The organism is Heliorestis acidaminivorans (assembly GCF_008933955.1).
Classification (GTDB): domain Bacteria; phylum Bacillota; class Desulfitobacteriia; order Heliobacteriales; family Heliobacteriaceae; genus Heliorestis; species Heliorestis acidaminivorans.
Window position 1 is genome coordinate 221,094 of sequence record NZ_WBXO01000004.1, and the last position, 20,930, is coordinate 242,023.

The 20,930-nt window shown below is 42.1% G+C and carries 17 protein-coding genes; all 17 read left to right on the forward strand.

From position 1 onward, the window contains the following. Positions 1-299: 299 nt before the first annotated feature. The 17 genes from F9B85_RS07255 (at position 300) to bchH (ending at position 20,886) form a co-directional block, all read left to right on the forward strand. A complete protein-coding gene (locus F9B85_RS07255) occupies positions 300-518 on the forward strand; it encodes a hypothetical protein (RefSeq protein ID WP_151619713.1) in 219 nt (72 codons plus the stop codon). Beyond that, a complete protein-coding gene (locus F9B85_RS07260; RefSeq protein ID WP_151619714.1) occupies positions 518-970 on the forward strand; it encodes a QcrA and Rieske domain-containing protein in 453 nt (150 codons plus the stop codon). The genes F9B85_RS07255 and F9B85_RS07260 overlap by 1 nt, the downstream gene beginning before the upstream one ends. A 2-nt stretch (positions 971-972) precedes the next feature. Beyond that, complete coding sequence (locus F9B85_RS07265) at positions 973-1,614, forward strand: cytochrome b N-terminal domain-containing protein (RefSeq protein ID WP_151619715.1); 642 nt, start codon at positions 973-975, stop codon at positions 1,612-1,614. Positions 1,615-1,626: 12 nt separating this feature from the next. After that, positions 1,627-2,022, forward strand: a complete 396-nt coding sequence (locus F9B85_RS07270; RefSeq protein ID WP_151619716.1) for a cytochrome b family protein — start codon at positions 1,627-1,629, stop codon at positions 2,020-2,022. A 49-nt stretch (positions 2,023-2,071) separates the two neighbouring features. After that, positions 2,072-2,794 carry a c-type cytochrome gene (locus F9B85_RS07275; protein ID WP_170270286.1) on the forward strand — a complete coding sequence of 241 codons (723 nt, stop codon included), beginning with the start codon at positions 2,072-2,074 and terminating at the stop codon, positions 2,792-2,794. Between the two features lie 449 nt (positions 2,795-3,243). Beyond that, complete coding sequence (locus F9B85_RS07280) at positions 3,244-3,717, forward strand: TspO/MBR family protein (RefSeq protein WP_170270288.1); 474 nt, start codon at positions 3,244-3,246, stop codon at positions 3,715-3,717. A gap of 138 nt (positions 3,718-3,855) precedes the next feature. Further along, positions 3,856-4,440 carry a bacteriochlorophyll 4-vinyl reductase gene (gene bchJ, locus F9B85_RS07285; RefSeq protein ID WP_151619719.1) on the forward strand — a complete coding sequence of 195 codons (585 nt, stop codon included), beginning with the start codon at positions 3,856-3,858 and terminating at the stop codon, positions 4,438-4,440. Between the two features lie 161 nt (positions 4,441-4,601). Next, entirely contained in the window at positions 4,602-5,534 is a 933-nt protein-coding gene (gene bchG, locus F9B85_RS07290; RefSeq protein ID WP_151619720.1) for a (bacterio)chlorophyll synthase, read from the forward strand. Between the two features lie 229 nt (positions 5,535-5,763). Further along, a complete protein-coding gene (locus tag F9B85_RS07295) occupies positions 5,764-7,584 on the forward strand; it encodes a photosystem I psaA/psaB family protein (protein WP_151619721.1) in 1,821 nt (606 codons plus the stop codon). Positions 7,585-7,798: 214 nt separating this feature from the next. Next, the gene (bchM, locus tag F9B85_RS07300; RefSeq protein ID WP_170270290.1) at positions 7,799-8,479 is read left to right on the forward strand and encodes a magnesium protoporphyrin IX methyltransferase; all 681 of its coding nucleotides are present in this window, start codon (positions 7,799-7,801) and stop codon (positions 8,477-8,479) included. Positions 8,480-8,489: 10 nt separating this feature from the next. Next, positions 8,490-10,169 carry a magnesium-protoporphyrin IX monomethyl ester anaerobic oxidative cyclase gene (bchE, locus tag F9B85_RS07305; RefSeq protein ID WP_151619723.1) on the forward strand — a complete coding sequence of 560 codons (1,680 nt, stop codon included), beginning with the start codon at positions 8,490-8,492 and terminating at the stop codon, positions 10,167-10,169. Further along, positions 10,166-10,999 (forward strand): ferredoxin:protochlorophyllide reductase (ATP-dependent) iron-sulfur ATP-binding protein, encoded by an 834-nt coding sequence (bchL, locus tag F9B85_RS07310; protein WP_151619724.1) that lies wholly within the window; start codon positions 10,166-10,168, stop codon positions 10,997-10,999. The genes bchE and bchL overlap by 4 nt, the downstream gene beginning before the upstream one ends. Then, complete coding sequence (gene bchN, locus F9B85_RS07315; protein ID WP_151619725.1) at positions 10,980-12,290, forward strand: ferredoxin:protochlorophyllide reductase (ATP-dependent) subunit N; 1,311 nt, start codon at positions 10,980-10,982, stop codon at positions 12,288-12,290. Before bchL ends, bchN begins: the two co-directional genes overlap by 20 nt. Positions 12,291-12,326: 36 nt before the next feature. Then, on the forward strand, positions 12,327-13,856 hold the full coding sequence (gene bchB / locus F9B85_RS07320; RefSeq protein ID WP_170270291.1) for a ferredoxin:protochlorophyllide reductase (ATP-dependent) subunit B: 1,530 nt from the start codon (positions 12,327-12,329) through the stop codon (positions 13,854-13,856). 43 nt (positions 13,857-13,899) lie between these two features. Then, the gene (gene bchI / locus F9B85_RS07325) at positions 13,900-14,994 is read left to right on the forward strand and encodes a magnesium chelatase ATPase subunit I (protein WP_243138108.1); all 1,095 of its coding nucleotides are present in this window, start codon (positions 13,900-13,902) and stop codon (positions 14,992-14,994) included. Then, positions 14,991-16,973 carry a magnesium chelatase ATPase subunit D gene (bchD, locus tag F9B85_RS07330; protein ID WP_151619727.1) on the forward strand — a complete coding sequence of 661 codons (1,983 nt, stop codon included), beginning with the start codon at positions 14,991-14,993 and terminating at the stop codon, positions 16,971-16,973. The genes bchI and bchD overlap by 4 nt, the downstream gene beginning before the upstream one ends. A gap of 13 nt (positions 16,974-16,986) precedes the next feature. Beyond that, positions 16,987-20,886, forward strand: a complete 3,900-nt coding sequence (gene bchH / locus F9B85_RS07335) for a magnesium chelatase subunit H (RefSeq protein WP_151619728.1) — start codon at positions 16,987-16,989, stop codon at positions 20,884-20,886. Positions 20,887-20,930: the final 44 nt, after the last annotated feature.

Below are 20,930 nucleotides of genomic sequence, written 5' to 3' on the forward strand. Positions count from 1 at the left end.
CATAGCAGCATGTTAGTATAGGCAAAGACGCCCCTACGGGGGCTCTTTTTTGTGCTCTGAGAAAAGTGGAAATATAATCCTTAAAAATCACTAGGCGATGAAATACAACCGCTAAAGGCCTAAAATATACAACATGCCATGAAGCACTTTTGTTAATGGTCTATACATGAAATAAATAACGTGTTATTATACCAACGCGGGAATTATTTATCTCTTACGCATATCATCACCAATTTTAATGAATCAAGTTGCTGAACCATTTCAGTAACAAATTTCACTATTCAAAAAGGGGGGGCATCATGAAAACACCAGATTCTAAGGCAGGTACGATCAATATGATCATTCTTTCTGTCATAGCCCTGGTACTATTGGGGCTAATGTTCCGGAGTTTCATGATCGGTGACTATGATGGAGCTACGATCTACATGGGCTTTTTGTTCATTAACTTCGGACTAGCTCTATACACTTTCCGAGTTGCTGTTTTTGATGGTACTGGTTATAAGGAGGTCAAAGACTAATGGATAACAATGTATCTAGGAGGAAGTTCTTAGGTGGCTTAGTTGCTGTACCAACAATGGCGGCCCTGGCGGCTCCTTTGGCGGCCGTAGGAGCCTATATCTACCCTCCGGATTCATTTCTACAACCTCCAGCGCCTAAAAAGGTTGGTAACATTAACGATCTGAAGGCCTGGGATTATATTCCCTTTGGTTACAACCAAGCGCCTGCTATGGTTATAAAGACAGATACAGGAGATATCCAATCTTTCTATTTGAAGTGCACTCATCTGGGTTGTACTGTAGAAGTACCAGAGGGTAATTTGGATGGCAAGCAACTAGTCTGTCCTTGTCATGGTGGTTATTTTGACCCTCTAGGGAACAACACAGGTGGTCCACCGCCTACGCCTCTAAAACAATTGGCCGTTACCATTGAAGAAAACGGCGACATCATCGTTGAAGAAAGGATGGCGTAAGGATGAAGTGGATTGAGGAACGCTTGCCTGGCATTGGCAAAGTAGCGAAAGATGTAGCGGAACATCCCGTTCCCTCACATACACTGAACGTCTTTTACTGTTTGGGCGGATTAACGCTCATCGCCTTTATTGTACAAGTCGTTACGGGTGTTTTCTTGGCCATGTACTATAAGCCAACCCCTGAAGCAGCTTACGCTAGTGTTCAGATGATTACTAATGAAGTTCGCTTTGGTTCTATGATGCGCTCTATTCATCACTGGGCCGCTAACTTTATGGTTATCTTCTGCTTCTTGCATATGCTCCGTGTTTACTACACAGGAAGCTTCAAAAAGCCTCGTGAAATGAACTGGGTTGCTGGCTCTTTCTTGTTTATATTGACAATTGTAATGGCCTTCACAGGCTACATACTCCCTTATGAGCAACTTTCATACTGGGGTGCTGTTATTGGTGTAGAAACGGCCGGATCGTTGCCTGTAGTAGGTGAAATGGCTAAAATCATGATGCAAGGCGGCATTACTGTATCACCAGAAATGCTCAGCCGCTTCTATGTATTGCATGTATTGGTACTTCCAGCGATAACAATTGCCTTCCTGGTAGCTCACTTTGTTATGATTCGGGTTCAAGGCATCTCCGATCCAATGTAAGGGGGGAAGAAAATGGAGAAGCGCAAAAAGTTTACGATACCTTTTATGCCCACACACCTTACGACCGAAGCGGCCGTAACGATGGTTTTTATAGGCTTTCTGCTGGTCATTTCTGGTGCATTCCCAAAATTAATGCACACACCAGCTGATCCTCTCGTAACACCAATGAACTTAAAGCCAGAATGGTATATCTTATGGGGATATGCAATTCTTGAAATGGTACCAAATAAACTTATGGGCGTTTTATTACCTGGTGTAGTACTAGGTCTGCTCGTTGTTGTGCCTTTCTTAGAAAGAAATCCTCATCGTCATCCCAAGAAAAGAGTTTTTGCTGTCTCTGTCTTTACCGGTATGGTCATCCTTATGGCGATTTTGACCTACGTTGGTGCAACAGTTTCGTTTGGTTAACTAGAAAAAAGTACTGTTGGCAGTGATGGAAAAACAAGGAGGATTTAAGTTGGACAACCGTAAAGTTATTATGTTTGCTTCTTCGGCCCTCCTCTTGCTAGGGTTGTTAATAGCACCGACCTTGCAAGCAAAGGGGCAAATGTTCCAAGGCTCTCAGATTTATGCCACTTATTGTTATGAGTGTCATGGTGCTGAAGGTCGCGGTATTGAAGGCTTACGAACAGCTACATTGAACAACGAAGCCTTTTTAGAGGTTGCTGATGATGAATATTGGCATAAAACCATTCGTTTAGGCAGACCTGTTCACGATATGCCAGGCTATGGACCTGAAGTTATTACGGACAGACAAGTAGAATATTTGGTAGAGTACATTCGTGCATGGGCTCCTCAAGTAACAGCTATGGAATATAATGATGATAAAATTGCAGGAGATCCCCTGAAAGGTAAAGAATACTACAATATGCTCTGTATGGCCTGCCACGGTCCGCAAGGAGAGGGTATCTTAGGTCCTTCTCTGACAGATCCTGCATTCTTAGCATCAGCAAGCGATGAATTTATCTTGCAATCTATTGTTAAAGGTCGTCCTGGTACAACTATGCCAGGATATCCTGATTCTCAAGATATTCGCAATGTTGTTTCCTATTTGCGCACTTTTGAAGTAGAGCTAGAAAACGGTCAATTGCCTGAAGATCTAGTGCTACCTGGTCAATTTGTAGAAGAACCAAAGTCTGACGCAACAGATAGCGAAGAGGACGTTGAAGAAGAACAATAGTTTCTTTTGTTGTAGTATTATTAGTTGCAATGAAGCAATAATCAGGGAGGGTTAGAATTATGAGGAAAGTGTTGGAGTTTCTATTGTATTGGAGAAATTTCCTGTTCCTTTTGTTCTATACCCTCCTTGCTGCTTTTTCATTTGATTTGCTTAAATCTTATTTTGGTAGATGGATGCAAGGTGAATCAGATAGCCTCTTCTTTGCTTTTCTTGGTTTAGTTGGCCTTATACTAGGGTTGTATGGGCTTTTACGCTTTCTTTATCATCAGGATAAAAAGCGAGGAAGAACCAAAAGGATCATACGTTGGTTAGAGTAATCGCTATGCCTTAGATGTAAGCAGCTAACGTGCCCGTGTTTTTTTCACGGTATAGACTCACATATCCTGGCTCTAGTTGCACGACTTAATGTAGCACAAAACTACGCGTTAGCGATGTCATGGGGGTCTGAAATGGCTGTAGTGAAAGATCTATTGAAATTTATAGTTGCGACATTGATTTGTCTAGGTGCTAGCTGGCTGGGAGCAAAGTATACGCTCTCTTCCTTTGTTTGGTATCACAACTTGAATAAGCCCTGGTTCAACCCTGCTGCGCACACCTTTGAACCTGTTTGGATTGCCTTGTATTTAATGATGAGTCTTTCGCTGTTCCTTGTTTGGAGGCAAAGTGAAAGAAAAGATGTCCGCTTTGCACTAAGCTTATTCGGTCTTCAGTTGCTCCTAAATGTTATGTGGTCCTGGATTTTCTTTGGATTACAATCGCCCTTCTGGGCCACTGTTGAGATTATGGTTTTAATTGTTGTCATAGGATTTACTATCTATCACTTTTACCGATTCTCCAAGTGGGCCGCTATATTATTAGTTCCGTATTTCTTTAGAACAGGCTATGAAGCTCTTTTGACATACCTGATTTGGAGAATGAATTAATAAAAAAGACATTTAGTTTAACTTTTTTATCAGCTTTGATTACATAACAGGTTGATTAAGCATGGCTTATCTTGTATAATTCAACCAAATGGAAGTGACGGCTCAACCTCAAATGTCGAGGGTGATTGACGCAATATTATGAAAAAATCAAAAATCGGACCTAACTCAATTATTCAAACAATACGAGTACACCGTGAAAAGCATAGGGAAGAAGAAGTCAAAAGACTGTTACATAAAGCAGGTTTAGAAAAGTACATAGAACAGTTACCGACGGAAATGGTTCATGAAGAAGAGTTTAACCAACTAGTGCACGCCTTGATAGAACTTTATGGCTTTGAAGAAACTACAAGAATACTGAAGAAGTCAGGGCAGTACACTGCTACATATTTACTTGAAAATCGCATTCCCAAAGTTGCTCAATGGCTTTTTGGAATAGTACCAAGGTCAACAGGTATGAAGTTGTTCTTAAAAGCAATTAGTCAAAATGCTTGGACTTTTGTAGGAAGTGGAAACTTTACCTACGAAGTAAAAAAGGACAAGGCTTACCTACAGATTGTGAACTCGATAAATGCGAAAGGGCTTCGCTCAGAACAACCTATTTGTACTTTTTACACGGGAACTTTTGAAAAGTTGTTTCAAACCTTGATAGAACGGAATATCAAAGTTGCAGAAACAAAATGCTCAGCCTGTGGAGACGATTTTTGTTACTTTGAAGTGAAATAGTACTTGCATTGTAGTGGTAACTCTGTTGGACAGGTGTTCTAAAAGGACAATGTATGCAATAAACTTCAAACAAGAATGGTCATAGATATATTGAACTAGTCATCGCTTTTACGGATGCGGTGTTCGTTCCTATCAGTATATGATGGAATGGGAGTGCCGATATGAGTGTTGAATTAAAAGAACAAAGTGATTCAGCAAAGTATGCTCAAGCAAAAGATTATCCCACCTATTCCTTATGGGAAATTCGTTTGCAATTGACCAAGCCTCTTACTTGGGTTGGTCCAGTCTGGGCTGTTGCGGTAGGGACTGTTGGTGCCGCTCAAGCCGATTTAAGTATAAGCACTATGCTGTGGTCTTTTGCACTAATGTTTTTAATCGGTCCCTTAGTTCTTGGTATGGGTCAATCAATTAACGATTACTACGATGCTGATGTAGATGCAATTAATGAACCTCATCGACCTTGTGCCAGAGAGCCTAGGTTTAAAGAGTTGGCTTTAGTCAATGTGTTTGTACTTGGTACAGCATCGCTAATACTTTCTTTCTTGTTTTTTCCGAAAGAGATTTTTTACCTCGTTGCCATAGGTCTCTTTGTAGCTTATATATACAGTGCCCCACCACTGAGACTTAAGAAAAATGGTTGGTGGGGAAATAGCGCATGTGCCCTAACTTATGTAAGTCTACCTTGGGTAGCGGCATTATACTTATTTGATAGCTTTTCTACAAACCAACTAATTCTTGCTCTCATATACGCGATTGGTTCTCATGGCATGATGACGCTCAATGACTTCAAAAGTGTTGAAGGCGATATAAAAAGCGGCCTTAAGTCAATTGTTGTCATGTATGGTGTAGAAGGCGGATTGAAAGTGCTACTAGCTATGATGGCCCTGTCACAGCTTCTCGCGGCAGCTTTTGTGGCCTATCATGGTCAATACATAGGAGCAACCATATTAGTACTTTTATGGTTAGCGCAGATTCCTTTTCAGCCCAAGCTGAAAAAAGACCCCAAAGCAATGGCGCCCTGGTATAACGCAACGGCTAATAGCTTTTTTATTATTGCTATGATGGTCGCGGCGTATAACCTTAAACATTTTTAATTTCTGTGACAGCATCGAGCTACCTCAAACTTTATTATGTGAGCAAGAAGCTGTCGGGGTGCAAAAACACAGTAATGTGTAAAGACGGGAGGTGAAAAGAGGGTTTCCTAGTTTCCTTGCCCCCTAAGTGCATGGACATATTTTTTTATACTTTAATTTATTGGCACTTATCTTTCTGTTGGGGCGCAGAACATTGAAAACTTCATACTTGGGTAAAGGAGGTTATTCTATGTCAACTGCTAGTTCGGACTTTAAAGTCCAGGTCTTTGACTGGTTCAAAGACAAAGTACCCAGCTCTCGTTCTGACGTTATGCGTGCGCATACGAACCACCTGGGTATTGTAGCGGGTTTCGTATCATTTTTCTTAGTTCATCATCTTAGCTGGGATAACAGTGAGGTACTGTGGGCACCATCCACATTCTTTTATGCTCGGCTTTATCAATTAGGTATGGATGCTTCCCCACTTAGCGGTGACGCTCTATTTGTTGCTCGTATGCACCTTTTAGCGGCTGTAATTCTCTGGGCCATTGGTCACTTCTATAAGTTTGACAGAGAGCCTTTCGAGAAAGTCACTCTTGGTAAATCACTTGTTGCGCAGTTCCACTTCATTGCCCTGATCGCTACTCTGTGGGGTATTCAGCTGGCCTTCATTGGCGGTTCCTTACGTGACGTCGATGGAACAGTTATGGGTCCCACGGGTCTAGACTTTAATATGTTCGGGGATATAACGGCAGCCAAAATGGCAGCTAACCATATTGCCATAGGTGCCGCATTCTTCCTCGGTGGTATCTTCCACCATTTTGCTGGCTTTGACAAAGGCTACTTCAAACACTTTGATCGTGATTGGGAAGCTGTTCTAGGCGTAAGCTTACAAGTTCTTGCTTTCCACTTCGCAACTGTTGTCTTTGCAATGATCATTTGGGATGACCCAGTTCTCGGATTCGGTTTCATGCAGCAGTACGCAATGTCTGAGTACGCTTCTGAAACAATTCGTGAGCTTTCTACAGGTAACCCTGGTTACTTGATTAAGCAAGTTATCCTAGGTCACTTGGTCATTGGTGTAATGTTCCTCTGTGGTGGTACATTCCACGCTGCACATTACCTCTTCAGAGCAACTAATGATCCTGAATTGGCAGAGCAATTAAAAGGCTACAAGATGTACCAGTGGTGCTTCGATCATGAGTTCCAGAAGAAATTCATGGCTCTCATCATGTTCGGTGCCTTCTTGCCCATCCTTGTGTCTTACGGTATTGCAACGCACAATACTATTGCTGATATCCACGCTAGCTCTACCATTGGTATGTTTGCGAACATGGATTACATCAGCTATGGTACACCACTTCATGATGCTATCTTTGGTTCTCAAGGTAACGTCAGTGACTTCATCGCTGCCCACGCCATCGCTGGTGGTCTTCACTTCACAATGGTTCCATTGTGGCGTATGGCCTTCTTCAGCAAAGTGTCTCCTTGGACACAAAAAGTTGGCATGAAGGCTAAGCGTGACGCTGAATTCCCTTGCTTAGGTCCTGCTTACGGCGGTACTTGCTCCATCTCCTTAGTTGACCAGTTCTATCTGGCTATCTTCTTCTCACTCCAGATCATTGCACCAGCTTGGTTCTACATCGATGGTGCATGGATGGGCTCCTTCGTAGCAACTTCCAGTGATGTTTACAGAAACGTTCTGGCGGCCTACCAAGCTGACCCAACTAGCTACGCTCTCCACTCCGTATCTGCACTGAGCAATGAAGGTTACTTCAGTTACATCATTTCTCAGACAGTACGTATGTTCCGTTACTACGATGGTCACATGATTCAAGCCCTCTTAGGTGCACACTTCATCTGGGCCTTCACTTTCTCCATGCTCTTCCAGTATCGCGGATCTCGCGACGAAGGTGCTATGGTTCTCAAGTGGGCTCACGAGAAGCTTGGCGTAGGCTTTGCTGGCAAAGTTTACAACCGTGCTCTTAGCTTGAAAGAAGGTAAAGCAATCGGTACATTCTTGTTCTTCAAGATGACTGTGCTTTGTATGTGGACCCTCGCAATGGTGTAAACCTCACCAACTTTCACCCCTGCGCCCTAAGGGGCGCAGGGGTTTTTAAGCTCTTAGGCACTTTTTATGAAAATTTGTCTAAGTAAAGGACAGAAAAATGTGAATAAGAACCGAAGTCTGTTATATATGGTTATGCTCAGCAAATAAATCCATCATTTTTTCCTCCATTTCCATAATGGGCAGGCAAAAGAGAGGGTTATTGGAGGTGAATTCCGTGGCAAAAGAATTCGAGCCTTATGGCCAGCAGTCAAGACGGATTAAGGAATATTTTGATGGAGAAGCCTTCAGCCGCTGGGCAGCCATCAGTACTGGAAAAGGCAATAATTTTGCACAACGCAAACTGATCGAGGGAAGACAAGAAATCCACGATTGCCTTATGGAATGGATCGATCCTTTAGAAGGCAAGACTCTTTTAGACGCTGGTTGTGGTGCCGGTTTTTTATCGGACCATTTTGCGCATCAAGGTGCCTTAGTTAAAGGGATCGACATTTCTACCAAAATGATTGCAATGGCCCAAGAAAGAGGGCAGAAAAACACAACTTTTGAAGTTTGTGATCTTATGTCCGAAAATGGCAACTATGATATACTAGTCTCTATGGATGTGTTAATACACTATTCTATAGAAGATATGCCAGAGTTGTTGGCACACGTGCTTGGCCGAGTGAGAGAAAGAGCCTACATATCCTTTGCCCCTTCAACATCTTGGTTTCGTTTTCTAAAAGTGATTGGAGAAAAATTCTCCGGAAGTTCCAAAACTACCAATGCCTACTTACATCCTATTAGTGAAATTGAAAAAATCTTAAACAACCTTGGATATCGAGTTACAAGAAAAAAATTGGTCTCCAACATTATCTACAACGCCGTCTTACTGGAGATTTATCCGACAAAAGACTAGGAGGCTGTGCATGCGCATTCTACTTATTCAACCGAACTATCATTGTGGTGGTGCAGAGATTGCCGGTAACTGGCCGCCCAGCTGGGCCCCTTATATCGGTGGTGCTCTTAAAAAAGCTGGCTATGCAAACATAAAGTTTATTGATGCCATGTGCGAAGATCTCCCCGATGATGTCTTGGGTGAAATTATACGTCGAAATCAACCGGATGTGGTGCTAGCTAGTGCCATTACACCGATGATTTATAAAGCTCAAGATACCTTGAAAGTTGTCAAGGAAATTAACCCTAATACCAAAACTATTCTAGGTGGTATTCACCCCACCTTTATGTATTCCCAGGTACTAAGCGAAGCTCCTTGGATTGATTACATCGTTCGTGGTGAAGGCGAAGAAATTATTGTCAATCTTATGGATACGATTGCCGCAGGCAATGAGATGAAAGATCGTAAAAATGTGCAAGGGATTGCCTATTTAGAAAATGGCCAGTTAGTAGCAACACCAGCACATCCTCCTATTAAAGATCTTGACACCTTAACACCTGACTGGAGTATCCTTGATTGGGACAAGTATATTTACATTCCTCTTAACACACGTGTCGCTGTACCTAACTTTGCACGGGGATGTCCTTTTACTTGCCGATTCTGTTCTCAATGGAAATTCTGGAGAACATACCGTGTAAGAGATCCGAAGAAATTTGTTGACGAAATTGAGATTCTAGTTAAAGAACATAAGATCGGATTCTTTATATTAGCTGATGAAGAGCCAACTATTAACCGTGATAAGTTCGTTGCTATGTGTCAAGAAATGATCGATCGCAAGCTTAATGTAAACTGGGGTATTAATACTCGAGTAACAGACATCTTGCGTGACGCTCATTTATTGCCTTTCTATCGTAAAGCTGGTCTACTTCACGTCTCCTTAGGAACTGAAGCAGCTACTCAAATGAATCTAAACCTCTTCCGTAAAGAGACAACGATGGAAGAAAACAAACGAGCAATTGATATGCTAAAAGCTAATGGCATGGTTGCTGAAGCACAGTTTATCATGGGCTTAGAAAATGAAACTCCACAAACAATTGAAGAAACCTTTAAGCTGGCTTTACATTGGGACCCTGATATGGTGAACTGGAACATGTATACACCTTGGCCCTTCTCAGAGATGTTCGAAGAACTTGGTGAAAAAGTTGAAGTTAGAGATTACTCTAAGTACAACTTCGTAACACCGATCATGCAACCTGATGAAATGGATCGGGAAGAAGTTCTCAAAGGTGTATTGCGCAGTTATGCTCGTTTCTATATGCGCAAAAGTTTTCTTGACTACCCCTTTATTAAAGATCCCTATAAGCGTAAATACATGATGGGTTGCTTGAAAGCTTTCATCAAAATGACGGCTAACAAACGTTTTTATGATTTAGGTCGTGTTAAGCGCAAAGGCTTATCTGCTGACGTTGATCTTGGTTTCGATAAATCAAAAGTTCTTACAAAAGAAGAAATCAAAGTATTACGTGCAAATCGTCAGGAAGTAGAAGCAGACGTGGACTTCAAAGGTGTATCAGCATGTGGAGCTCCTCGAGATTTACCTGATTACAAAGAAGAGATTTCTGCTTGCGGTGCTCCTCGTGACTTACCAGAATACAAAGAAAATGATGACGACAAAAACAATCCTAATATGAGAGGCATGATTAAAATATGATCATCGCCAATTATGGAAAAGGCGGCGTCGGAAAATCAACAACAACATCCAACCTGGCTGTAGCTATGGCCAGGTTGGGTAAAAAAGTTCTTCAAATTGGTTGTGACCCCAAAAGTGACTCTACTTTTACTATTGCTGGTCGCATGATTCCTACAGTTGTAGAGATTCTAGACAAACATAACTACCATTATGAATCTATTGAACCAGAAGACCTCGTGTTTCCTGGCTATGCCGGTGTTCATGTCGTTGAAACAGGTGGCCCACCTGCTGGTAGCGGCTGTGGTGGTTACGTAGTTGGAGAAACAGTTAAGCTCTTAGAAAACCTTAACTTGTTGAAGAATTATGATGTAATCTTTTTTGATGTTCTTGGTGACGTTGTATGCGGTGGTTTTGCTGCACCTCTACAATACGCTGATTTAGCTTGTGTCGTATCGTCTAATGACTTTGACGCTCTTTTTGCGGCCAATCGTATATGCGATAGTGTTGTAGAAAAAAACATGTCAGGCTACAAAGTAAAGCTGGCTGGTCTGATTGGCAATCGTTGTGACCAAAAAGACTTATTACAGACTTTTTGTGAACAGACAGGTGCGCCTTTAATAGGTGTTGTCCCAAGAGCAGAAGATGTTCGGCAATCTAGAGTCAAAGGCTATACGCTCTTTGAACTAGAAGAAATGGGAGAACCAGTGCAAGAACTTACAGCAGAGTTTCTAAAAATGGCCAAGTATCTTCTCAATGATCCTCCCGGCGTAATTCCAAACGTTATTGGAACTAGGGAGATGTTTGAAATATTCCGAGGGGAGGATACAGGCCATGGACGGAATTCAGCGTGAAAACGGCTGTCTGAACACGTTTTGCCCAATCGCCAGCGTTGCATGGTTGCATCGGAAGATGAAAGATTCGTTTTTTCTCATCGTGGGAACTCACACTTGTGCACATTTCATTCAGACAGCTTTAGACGTCATGGTCTATGCTCATTCTCGCTTTGGCTTTGCAGTGCTTGAAGAGTCTGATCTCGTTGCACCTTCTATGACTGGTGAGTTGAGTTCTGTCATCGATGAAGTAGTAGCAGAATGGAATCCAAAAGTAATCTTTGTGATGACCACATGCAGTGTTGATATTTTAAAAATGGATTTAGAAGTTTCTTGCAAAGAAATTTCTAAAAAGTTAAACTTCCCTGTTTTACTTACTTCTGCTTCTGGGATTGATGGCATCTTTACGCAGGGAGAAGATAAAGTTCTAAAAGCGTTACTTCCTTTCTGTCCTACTGTAGAAGAGGAAGAGAAAGAGCAAAGTGAAGAGCGTAAAAGCAAGTGGTTTTTCTTTAACAAAGAAGAAGAAAAACCTGTAGAAAAGCCAAAGGTATCTAACCTTGTACTGGTCGGAGCTGTTACAGATGGAACAGCGCAACAGTTGCAATGGGAGCTGAAAAAGCTAGGCTTAGACAAGGTAGATGTTTTTCCAGAAGGCGATCTTGCCAAAATGCCTGTAATTAACGAGCGAACTGTAGTTGCACCATTGCAACCTTATCTAAACGATACACTAGCTACTATTCGTCGTGAACGAGGCGCTACAGTACTAACTACTTTGTTTCCTATAGGTCCTGACGGAACTGCACAATTTCTAAAAGATATTTGTCAGCATTTCCAAATCGATGCTAGTAGAGTAGAAGAGCGAGAAAAGCAAACCTGGCAGGAGCTAGAACCGCAACTACAGATGCTGCGTGGTAAAAAGATTATGTTTCTTGGTGATAACCTTCTTGAACTTCCTTTAGCACGTTTCTTAACTGCTTGTGGGGTAGAGATTGTTGAACTGGGAACACCCTATGTTCATAGCAAAGATATGAAAGCGGAGCTGGAAACACTTTTAGCAAAGCAAGTTCCTATTATTGAGGGCCCTGATTTTCATCTTCAATTGAAGCGGATTCAGGCTTACAAGCCTGACTTAATTGTAACTGGATTGGCCCTTTGCAACCCTCTTGAAGCAATGGGCTATAGAACAGCTTGGTCTATTGAGTTTACATTTGCACAGATTCACGGCTTTGTGAATGCCATTGACTTAATAAAAATGTTTACTAAGCCACTTAGAAAATGGCAGGCTTTACAAGAGCATGGATGGAATTAACAACGAAATTATATGTAACCCCAGGGGTGAATGGTATTGAAGTTAGCCTACTGGATGTATGAAGGTACAGCTTTATCTGGAATTGCCCGTGTAACGGGGAGTATGAAAAAGATACATACGGTAATTCATGGTCCCCAGGGAGACAGTTATATCAATGTTATGTTTTCCATGCTGGAAAGATTTCATGAACTGCCGCCCTTTACTTTATCGGCCATTGGACGAAGAGAAATGGCTAAAGGCTCAAGAGCAAGGCTTGTTGAAACAGTATTGAGAGTCGATGAAGAGCAAAAACCGGATGTTATCGTCATTACTCCGACCTGCTCATCAACACTGCTACAAGAAGATTTAGATGCTGTTGCCCATACATTACAAGCTCGAACTAATGCTACTCTCATAGTTCCCAAAGTAAACGCTTTTCGCGATTTAGAACATTATGCAATGGATCAATTTTTGACACAAATGGTTGCTACTTTTGCAGAAGAGCAAAGCAAAAGTGAGCGCTTTTCTGTTAATATAATTGGTCCATCTTATCTAGGCTTTCATCAAATTCACGACTTAGAAGAGATCAAAAAAACGTTACAGGACCTTGGAATTGAGATTAATTTAGTAGTTCCTTATGGCGCATCTGTAGAAGCTCTGCGGAATATAACGAAAGCACACTTGAATATTTCTTTATATCAAGAATACGGAAAAAGTGTATGCGACTATCTAAAGGAACGCTTTGGGATGGACTATCTATCCATAACGCCTTTAGGCATTCGACAAACAGGTCGTTTCCTAGAAGAAATAGGCGAAAAAGCTGGCATTGATGTACATGCTTATATTCGCCGTAATCTCAGTCCAGCATCTCTCATCTCACGTTGTGTCAATTCTGTAGATGCTCTTTCCTCTCTTTATGGAAAAAGAGCCGTTGTTTTTGGAGATTACAGCCATGCAGTTGGTGTGACCTACCTGCTACGCGAAATTGGTATACAAGTTGAGTGGGCTGGAACATACATGAAAGCAATGGAAAGCTCATTCAAGCAAGAACTTCAAGGTCAAGCAAAAGAAGTTTTTGTATGTGACGATTTCCAGAAGATAAGCAACAAAATAAAAGAGACACAACCTGATATTGTTTTTGGAACTCAAATGGAAAGGCACAGCTCAGCACGACACGATTTTCCTTGTGTTGTAATTAGCAGTCCTGCCCATATTCTCAACTTTCCACTACATGCTTCCCCCATACTCGGCTATAGTGGAATAACACGAATTCTTGACAATATTAACGGTACTATTAAGCTCGGCTTAGAAGAACACTTGGTTAATATGTTTGGTGAAGATTCACAAGAAGAAGAAGTGCAAATAGCAATAGCAGAAGTAGCAGCTAGCACTGAGAAGAAAGAGTTATCCGCTGGTGCTTCAGAAGAGATTAAATGGACGCCAGACGCTTTGAATACACTAAAGCAAATACCCTTTTTTGTTAGAGGAAAAGTACAGCGTAATACGGAAACATATGCTAGAGAAAAAGGACATAAAGAGATCACACTGGAAGTGATTTATGCAGCCAAAGCACATTTTGAAAAGTAGTGCTTTGGCGCAATGGTTATCGCTAAGGGGAGGAAAAAACGCAATGATACTAGCGGCCAACGAACAACGCAACAGGCAGCAATCAAAAGCGATGAAATCGCCAACCTATCCCTTTACCGCCATTATTGGGCAAGAAGAGATGAAATTGGCTTTGATTCTAAATGTAATTGATCCTCGCATAGGTGGAGTCATGATTATGGGCGATCGTGGTACAGGGAAGTCAACAACAGTTCGAGCACTGGCCGAGCTGTTGCCAGAAGTTCCTACGGTATCAGATTGCCCTTTCGGCTGTCATCCAGAAAGAAAAAATGAAATGTGCGCTAGTTGTAGGGAACGTTATGCTGAAGTGGGCGAACTACCTTCAATTTATCGTGAAACAAAAGTAATTGACCTACCACTAGGAGCGACAGAAGATCGTGTTTGTGGGACTATTGATATACAAAAAGCCTTGTCAGAAGGTGTCAAAGCTTTCGAACCTGGCTTGTTAGCTCAAGCTAACCGTGGTTTTCTTTACGTTGATGAAGTTAACTTGCTTGACGATCACCTTGTTGATGTCCTTCTTGACTGCGCTGCTTCTGGTGTAAACGTAGTGGAACGGGAAGGAATTAGTGTACGCCATCCTGCTCGCTTTGTTTTAGTAGGATCAGGTAACCCTGAAGAAGGTGAATTAAGGCCGCAATTACTTGATCGCTTTGGATTACATGCCCAAATTCGCACACTTAGAGATGCTTCCAAGCGGGTAGCCATCATTAGAAGTCGTAGTGAATTCGATCAAGACCCTGACATTTTCAATGAAAATTATAAAGTTCCACAAAAAGAGTTGCAAAATAAGATAGTACATGCTCAAGAAATGCTTGCTGATGTATTTATCAGCGATGAGCTTCTTGAAAAGATTGCGCAACTATGTATTGACTTGGAAATTGACGGTCACCGAGGTGAATTAGTTCTATCGAGAGCGGCTAAAGCACTTTCTGCTTTTGAAGGTAGAACAGAAGTATCCGATGAAGATGTATGCCGAATTGCTGTAATGGGTTTACGACATCGTTTGCGGAAAGATCCTCTGGCAACAATGGACAATGGCCGACGGGTTCAAGAAAAGGTAACAGAAATATTTGGAGTTGAGAAGGCGGGAGCATGAGAGCGCAAAGCTTGCCATTTGCGGCAGTAACAGGTCAAGAGGTAGCCAAACTAGCATTGATGCTCGTTGCCGTTGATCCTGCACTGAAAGGACTTTCTATAGCAGGTAGACGTGGCACTGGCAAGACTGTCTTAGCACGAGGTCTTCAATACTTGTTACCTGCCATTGAACAGTTAGAAGGCTGTCTTTGCCATTGTGATCCTGAGCAATCTCGTTGCTGGTGTAGCGACTGTCGGCAAAATTTCGCAGACGAAGATAATTTACCTGTTCGTAGAATGAAGGCTCCTTTTATGGAGTTGCCTCTAGGGACAACAGAGGATAGATTACTTGGTGCTATCGATGTAGAAAAAGCCCTAGGAGCAGGAGGGCGCTCTTGGCAACCAGGGTTACTTGGGGAAGCTAACCGAGGCGTCCTTTATATTGACCAACTTAATCTTCTTGACGATAGCCTTGTCAATTCTTTATTCGACGTAATGTCTGGTGTTACTCGTTTAGAGAGAGAAGGCATATCAGTACAATATCCTTCGGATTTCATCTTGGTGGGAACATACGATCCAGAAGAAGGCCCTTTAAGAGCTCACCTTGCTGATCGATTTGCTATTCATGTCAGTAGCGTAGCAATTTTAGATCTGGAAAAAAGAATAGAGATCTTAAGAAGACAAGAATTGTTTCATGAAGATCAAGAAGCTTTTGTAGAACTTTATCGAGAAGATCAAGAAGAGGTTTTAAAAAACATAGAGAAGGCAAGAAAGTTACTCAGTGACGTAAAAATTACGGAGGAACAAACGCTCTATTTAGTCGGTCAAGCCTTAAAAAGGCAGGTGCCAGGTCACCGTGCTGACCTCTTCGCGGTGCGCCTTGCTAAAGCCCATGCCGCTTTACAAGGAAGAAAAACAGTAGAGCCTATAGACTTAGCCATAGCACTAGAACTAGTTATAAAACCTCGCCAGCTTATTGATCTGCCAGAGAATGAAGAAATGGAACCACCACCTCCTCCACCGCCACCACCACCACCAGAGCCCGAAGAGAATCAACAAGATGAGACGCCACCAGATTCACCACAAAACAATGAAGAAACCATGATGTTACCAGAGGAATTCTTCTTTGATAGTGAAGAAGTGCCTGTTGATGATGAGCTTCTAGCTTTGCAGAACAAAGTGCAAAAGCAAGCAAGAGGCGGAGCTCATGGAAAACAAAAAAGTTTAGAACGAGGCCGTTACACACGAGCTCTATTGCCGCCACCAGGCAAGCCAACAAAAGTAGCCGTTGATGCGACCTTGCGTGCTGCTGCACCTTTTCAGGCCCAGAGAAGACAGTCTGGTAAATACGGTGATCGACAAGTAATTGTGACCGAAAGCGACCTTAGAACAAAACAATTTGTTCGTAAATCGGGAGCTTTGATTGTTTTTGTCGTTGATGCAAGTGGCAGTATGGCCTTCAATCGCATTCGCAGTGCGAAAGGGGCTGTGGCAACCTTACTTAATGAAGCCTATGTAAACCGAGATAAAGTGGCAATGGTCATATTCCGTGGTCAGGAAGCAGACGTAATTGTACCTCCCACACGCAGTGTAGAGCTTGCGAAGAAAAGATTCGATCAAGTTCCTGTAGGAGGTGCTTCCCCGCTAGCTAGTGCGATTGCCCAAGCCCTCGAACTGGGAGTCAAAGCCATAGGAGGCGATGTAGGGCAAGTTATTATCACCTTGCTGACCGATGGTCGTGGTAATATACCACTGAATTTGCAAGAAGGAAAAAAGATGAATCGTGAACAACTTAATGAAGAAGTTCTAGCCCTTTCTAGAATGGTGGCAGATAACGGCTTCTCCATGTTGGTCATTGATTCATCTAATCGCTTTACATCCACTGGTTTTGCTCAAAAAATTGCTGATGCTGCAAGAGGTCAATATTATTATTTGCCGAAAATGTCGGCTGAGGCATTAGCAGAAACCGTAAAGAGCGGTGTTCACGCTCTCAGAAAATAGAGGGGGAGAGCAAGTGTCAAATCGGATTATGCGCTTTGTCCATATCTATCTAGAACGGCAGATGTCTACTGCTTTTACTAGAGCAGTAGAGAGTATCAATAAAAGCGACCAACCTATATCGATTGAAATAGAAGCCTTTTGTGTTCACGAGTTAAAAGAAGCCGATAAAGTAGAAGCATTTCGAGAAGCTGTAATAAAGGCCGATTTGCTCTATATAGCGCACGTTTTCGTTGACGATGTAGCTAGAACAATTGCTTCAATTGTCCGTGAAGATGGCAAGAGCGTACCGACCGTTGTTATATTAAATGCTATGCCCGAATTGATGAAGCTTACTCGTATGGGTGGTTTCAAGATGGGCAGTGATCAATCTAGTGAATATGTAAAACTGCTCAAAAGATTTAAGCGTAGCAAAGACGAAGATAATCCAACGGCTAAAAAGTCATCGGGACCACCTCTGAAAACAGATCAGATGATGACTTTAATCAAAACAGTTCCCAAAGTTCTTAAATTTATCCCTGGCAAAATGCAAGATTTAAGAACTTACATGCTTTGCTATTTGTACTGGCTTAATGGTTCATCGAAAAACTTAACTAGCATGCTTCTGATGTTATCTAAACAGTATTTTGCTCCTGATGAAGCTATTACTTTTGATGCGCCTATAGAGTATGCCGAAGAAGGTATCTATCATCCTGATGGAGACCGTTGGTTTACTTCAAGAGCTGAATATGAGGCATGGTATCAAGATAAAGCTCCGTCAGACTTAAGAGTGGGTCTTATTGTCTTACGCACTAGTCTTTTAGCAGATAACCATGATCATTACGATGCTGTAATTCGAGCCCTTGAAAGCAAAGGAATCGGCGTTATGGCAGGAATTGCCAAAGGTTTAGACTATCGACGTGTTGTTGAAAACTTCTTTATGGCTAAGGGTAACTATGGAAAAGTAGATGGTGTAATTACCCTCTCATCCTTTAGCCTTGTGGGTGGTCCTGCTTCTAATGATGCTGAAAGTGCTGTAAAAGTACTTAAAGAATTAGGCGTTCCCTACTTATCAGCTATTCCATTGGAGTTTCAGACTATTCAAGAGTGGAAAGAGGACATGTCAGGCCTCAATCCTGTACAGGTAGCTCTGAACGTGGCTATTCCAGAGTTAGATGGCCTTGTAGCGCCTACTGTCTATAGTGGCTATCATATCCATGGCGCCTCAAAAGCTATTCCAATTGCAGACCGTATTGAACTGTTAACAGAAAGAATGCGCCGCATGTTGGTACTGCGCAAGAAAAAAAATAGCGAGAAAAAAGTTGGCATAGTGCTTTTCAGTTTCCCACCTGACAAAGGAAACGTAGGTACAGCAGCTTACTTAGATGTCTTTGAATCTCTCTACTTATTACTTCAAAGATTACAAACAGAAGGCTATACTGTGGAAATTCCTGAAAGTCGGGAAGCTCTGATCAAAGCAATTGTCGAAGACGAATCTTCCTTATTGCCTTCAGCAAACTTAAACGTTGCCGCTCGTCTTAAAATCGATGAGTACGAAAAAATAAATCCTTATTGGAAAGAAATAGCCCATAACTGGGGCGATCCGCCAGGTGAACTGAATACTGATGGTGCTGAATTACTCATCTTTGGTCGTCACTTTGGTAACGTCTTTATCGGAGTACAACCTTCTTTTGGTTATGAAAGTGATCCGATCAAACTGCTCTTTACTAGAAATGCTTCACCGCACCATGGTTTTGCCGCTTTTTATCGTTGGTTAGATCGAGTTTATGGTGCCGATGCTTTATTACACTTTGGAACTCACGGCGCCTTAGAATTTATGCCTGGTCATCAAGTGGGTATGACCGATGCTTGCTGGCCCGATCGACTCTTAGGCCCTGTTCCTAACTTCTATCTCTATAGTGTAAACAACCCTTCAGAAGGTACGATTGCCAAACGTCGTAGCGCCGCTACCTTAATTTCTTATCTTACGCCGCCAGCGGAAAATGCAGGACTCTATCGAGAACTGCGTGATCTGAAAGACTTAGTTAGTATGTGGCGAGAAAATCGTCACAATGCTCGTGGACAATCAATCTTAGAAACGATTGTTGAAAAAGTTATCGCCTTAAATCTTGATCAAGATGTACAGATACCAGAAGAACCAGGACAAGATTTTATCGGAAAACTATACGTTTATTTAACAGATCTAGAAAACAGACTTATACCTACTGGTTTACATATTCTTGGTCAAGCACCAGAAGTGGCAACTTTAGCAGACTACTTAACAGCTATCAGTTATTATGATCGTCCTGAATTCGATGTAAAATCCCTAGCGGCTTTATCAGCGGAAGCTATGAGTAAGAAATTAGAGGATTTAGAAAAAGCATCAGAAGCAGGCGATGAACAGGCTATTAAGGATCTTGAACTAGTCCGCGAAACCGTAAAAATCGGTGTTGAAAAAATGATGGAACAGTTCATGGAGCGCGATACAGGCGGTACTTTCCGCTTCTTACGCAGTAAGTCTGAAACGATTGCGGCTAAGACTATGCAAGAAAAACTTCGTCAATATGCGGCATCATCTGTGGAATTTAATGTGACAGCAGCGGCAAAAACTTTTGTCTATTTGCAAGGTGTTCTCAAAGACATCGTATTGTCTCAAGAAATGCCTAGTTTATGCCATGCCTTAGAAGGTAATTATGCTATTCCGGGTCCAGGCGGCGATCCTGTGCGTAATCCCAAAACATTACCGACAGGCAAAAACAGCCATGCTCTCGATCCTCAAGCTATCCCTACACCTGTTGCAGTTAGGGCAGGTAGACGAGTAGCTGATATGATGTTGCAAAAGCTTTACGATGCCAGTAAGACTTATCCAGAATCAATAGCTGTCGTCTTGTGGGGAACTGATAATATCAAAACTTATGGTGAAGGCATTGCTCAAGCTATGGCCTTAATGGGCGTTGAGCCTGTTCCCGATGACTTAGGAAGAATGAGTCGACTAAGATTAATACCCCTTGAAGAATTGGGAAGACCTCGAATAGATGTAGTAGTGACTGTGTCGGGTATTTTCCGTGACATTTTCCAAGGACAAATGGAATTGCTAGATGAAGCTGTTAAGTTAGCCGCTTTAGCAGAAGAATCATTAGATATGAATTATATTCGCAAACATACTTTAGCTCAGGCAGAAGAAATGAATATTCCTCTGGAAAGTGCAGCTACTAGAATATTTTCCAATGCACCAGGAAGTTACGGTGGTAACGTCAACCAGATGGTTGAGAATAGTGCTTGGGAAGAAGCAGGAGAGCTGGCCGATACCTTTATTAAGCGCAAAGGATTTGCCTATGGCAAGCAAGTTCGCGGTGAAGTAGCTGATGCTATTTATCGTTCTGCGCTCTCGAGTGTTGACACGAGCTTCCAGAACATAGATTCTTCAGAAGTTGGCATTGTTGACATTGATCACTACTACGAGTACTTAGGTGGAGTGACGGCAGCTGTGAAAAGCATTCGAGGAGAAAAACCGAATGTATTAGTAGCAGACACAACAACGCCAAAAGTACAGATTCGCGGTCTTGAAGAAATGATTCGTTTTGAAACTAGAACAAAAACCTTAAACCCTAAGTGGTATGAAGGAATGCTTAAGCACGGCTATGAAGGTGTGCGAGAGATTCAATCTCGTGTTGACAATACCTTTGGTTGGAGTGCGACAGCAGAAGCAGTAGACAATTGGGTTTATGATGAGATTACAGAAGTCTATGTAACAGATGAAGAAATGCGTAAGCGATTACAGCAGCTGAATCCCCATGCTTTACGCGGAATTGTCAGAAGGCTTCTTGAAGCGAATAGTCGCGGGTTCTGGGAAGCTGATGAAGAGAAGCTAGAAAAGCTTATGGAGATCTATCAGGATATAGAGGATGAAATCGAAGGTGTTAGTGTACCTGCTTGATTCTTTCTCTACCGCTGATAGAAGCTAAAAATGTGATAGACATA

What these genes read in the sequence shown, in the direction of transcription:
- F9B85_RS07255 (WP_151619713.1), top strand. Translation starts at nt 300, where the DNA reads ATGAAAACACCAGATTCTAAGGCAGGTACGATCAATATGATCATTCTT.
- F9B85_RS07260 (WP_151619714.1), top strand. Translation starts at nt 518, where the DNA reads ATGGATAACAATGTATCTAGGAGGAAGTTCTTAGGTGGCTTAGTTGCT.
- F9B85_RS07265 (WP_151619715.1), top strand. Translation starts at nt 973, where the DNA reads ATGAAGTGGATTGAGGAACGCTTGCCTGGCATTGGCAAAGTAGCGAAA.
- F9B85_RS07270 (WP_151619716.1), top strand. Translation starts at nt 1,627, where the DNA reads ATGGAGAAGCGCAAAAAGTTTACGATACCTTTTATGCCCACACACCTT.
- F9B85_RS07280 (WP_170270288.1), top strand. Translation starts at nt 3,244, where the DNA reads ATGGCTGTAGTGAAAGATCTATTGAAATTTATAGTTGCGACATTGATT.
- bchJ (WP_151619719.1), top strand. Translation starts at nt 3,856, where the DNA reads ATGAAAAAATCAAAAATCGGACCTAACTCAATTATTCAAACAATACGA.
- bchG (WP_151619720.1), top strand. Translation starts at nt 4,602, where the DNA reads ATGAGTGTTGAATTAAAAGAACAAAGTGATTCAGCAAAGTATGCTCAA.
- F9B85_RS07295 (WP_151619721.1), top strand. Translation starts at nt 5,764, where the DNA reads ATGTCAACTGCTAGTTCGGACTTTAAAGTCCAGGTCTTTGACTGGTTC.
- bchE (WP_151619723.1), top strand. Translation starts at nt 8,490, where the DNA reads ATGCGCATTCTACTTATTCAACCGAACTATCATTGTGGTGGTGCAGAG.
- bchL (WP_151619724.1), top strand. Translation starts at nt 10,166, where the DNA reads ATGATCATCGCCAATTATGGAAAAGGCGGCGTCGGAAAATCAACAACA.
- bchN (WP_151619725.1), top strand. Translation starts at nt 10,980, where the DNA reads ATGGACGGAATTCAGCGTGAAAACGGCTGTCTGAACACGTTTTGCCCA.
- bchI (WP_243138108.1), top strand. Translation starts at nt 13,900, where the DNA reads ATGATACTAGCGGCCAACGAACAACGCAACAGGCAGCAATCAAAAGCG.
- bchD (WP_151619727.1), top strand. Translation starts at nt 14,991, where the DNA reads ATGAGAGCGCAAAGCTTGCCATTTGCGGCAGTAACAGGTCAAGAGGTA.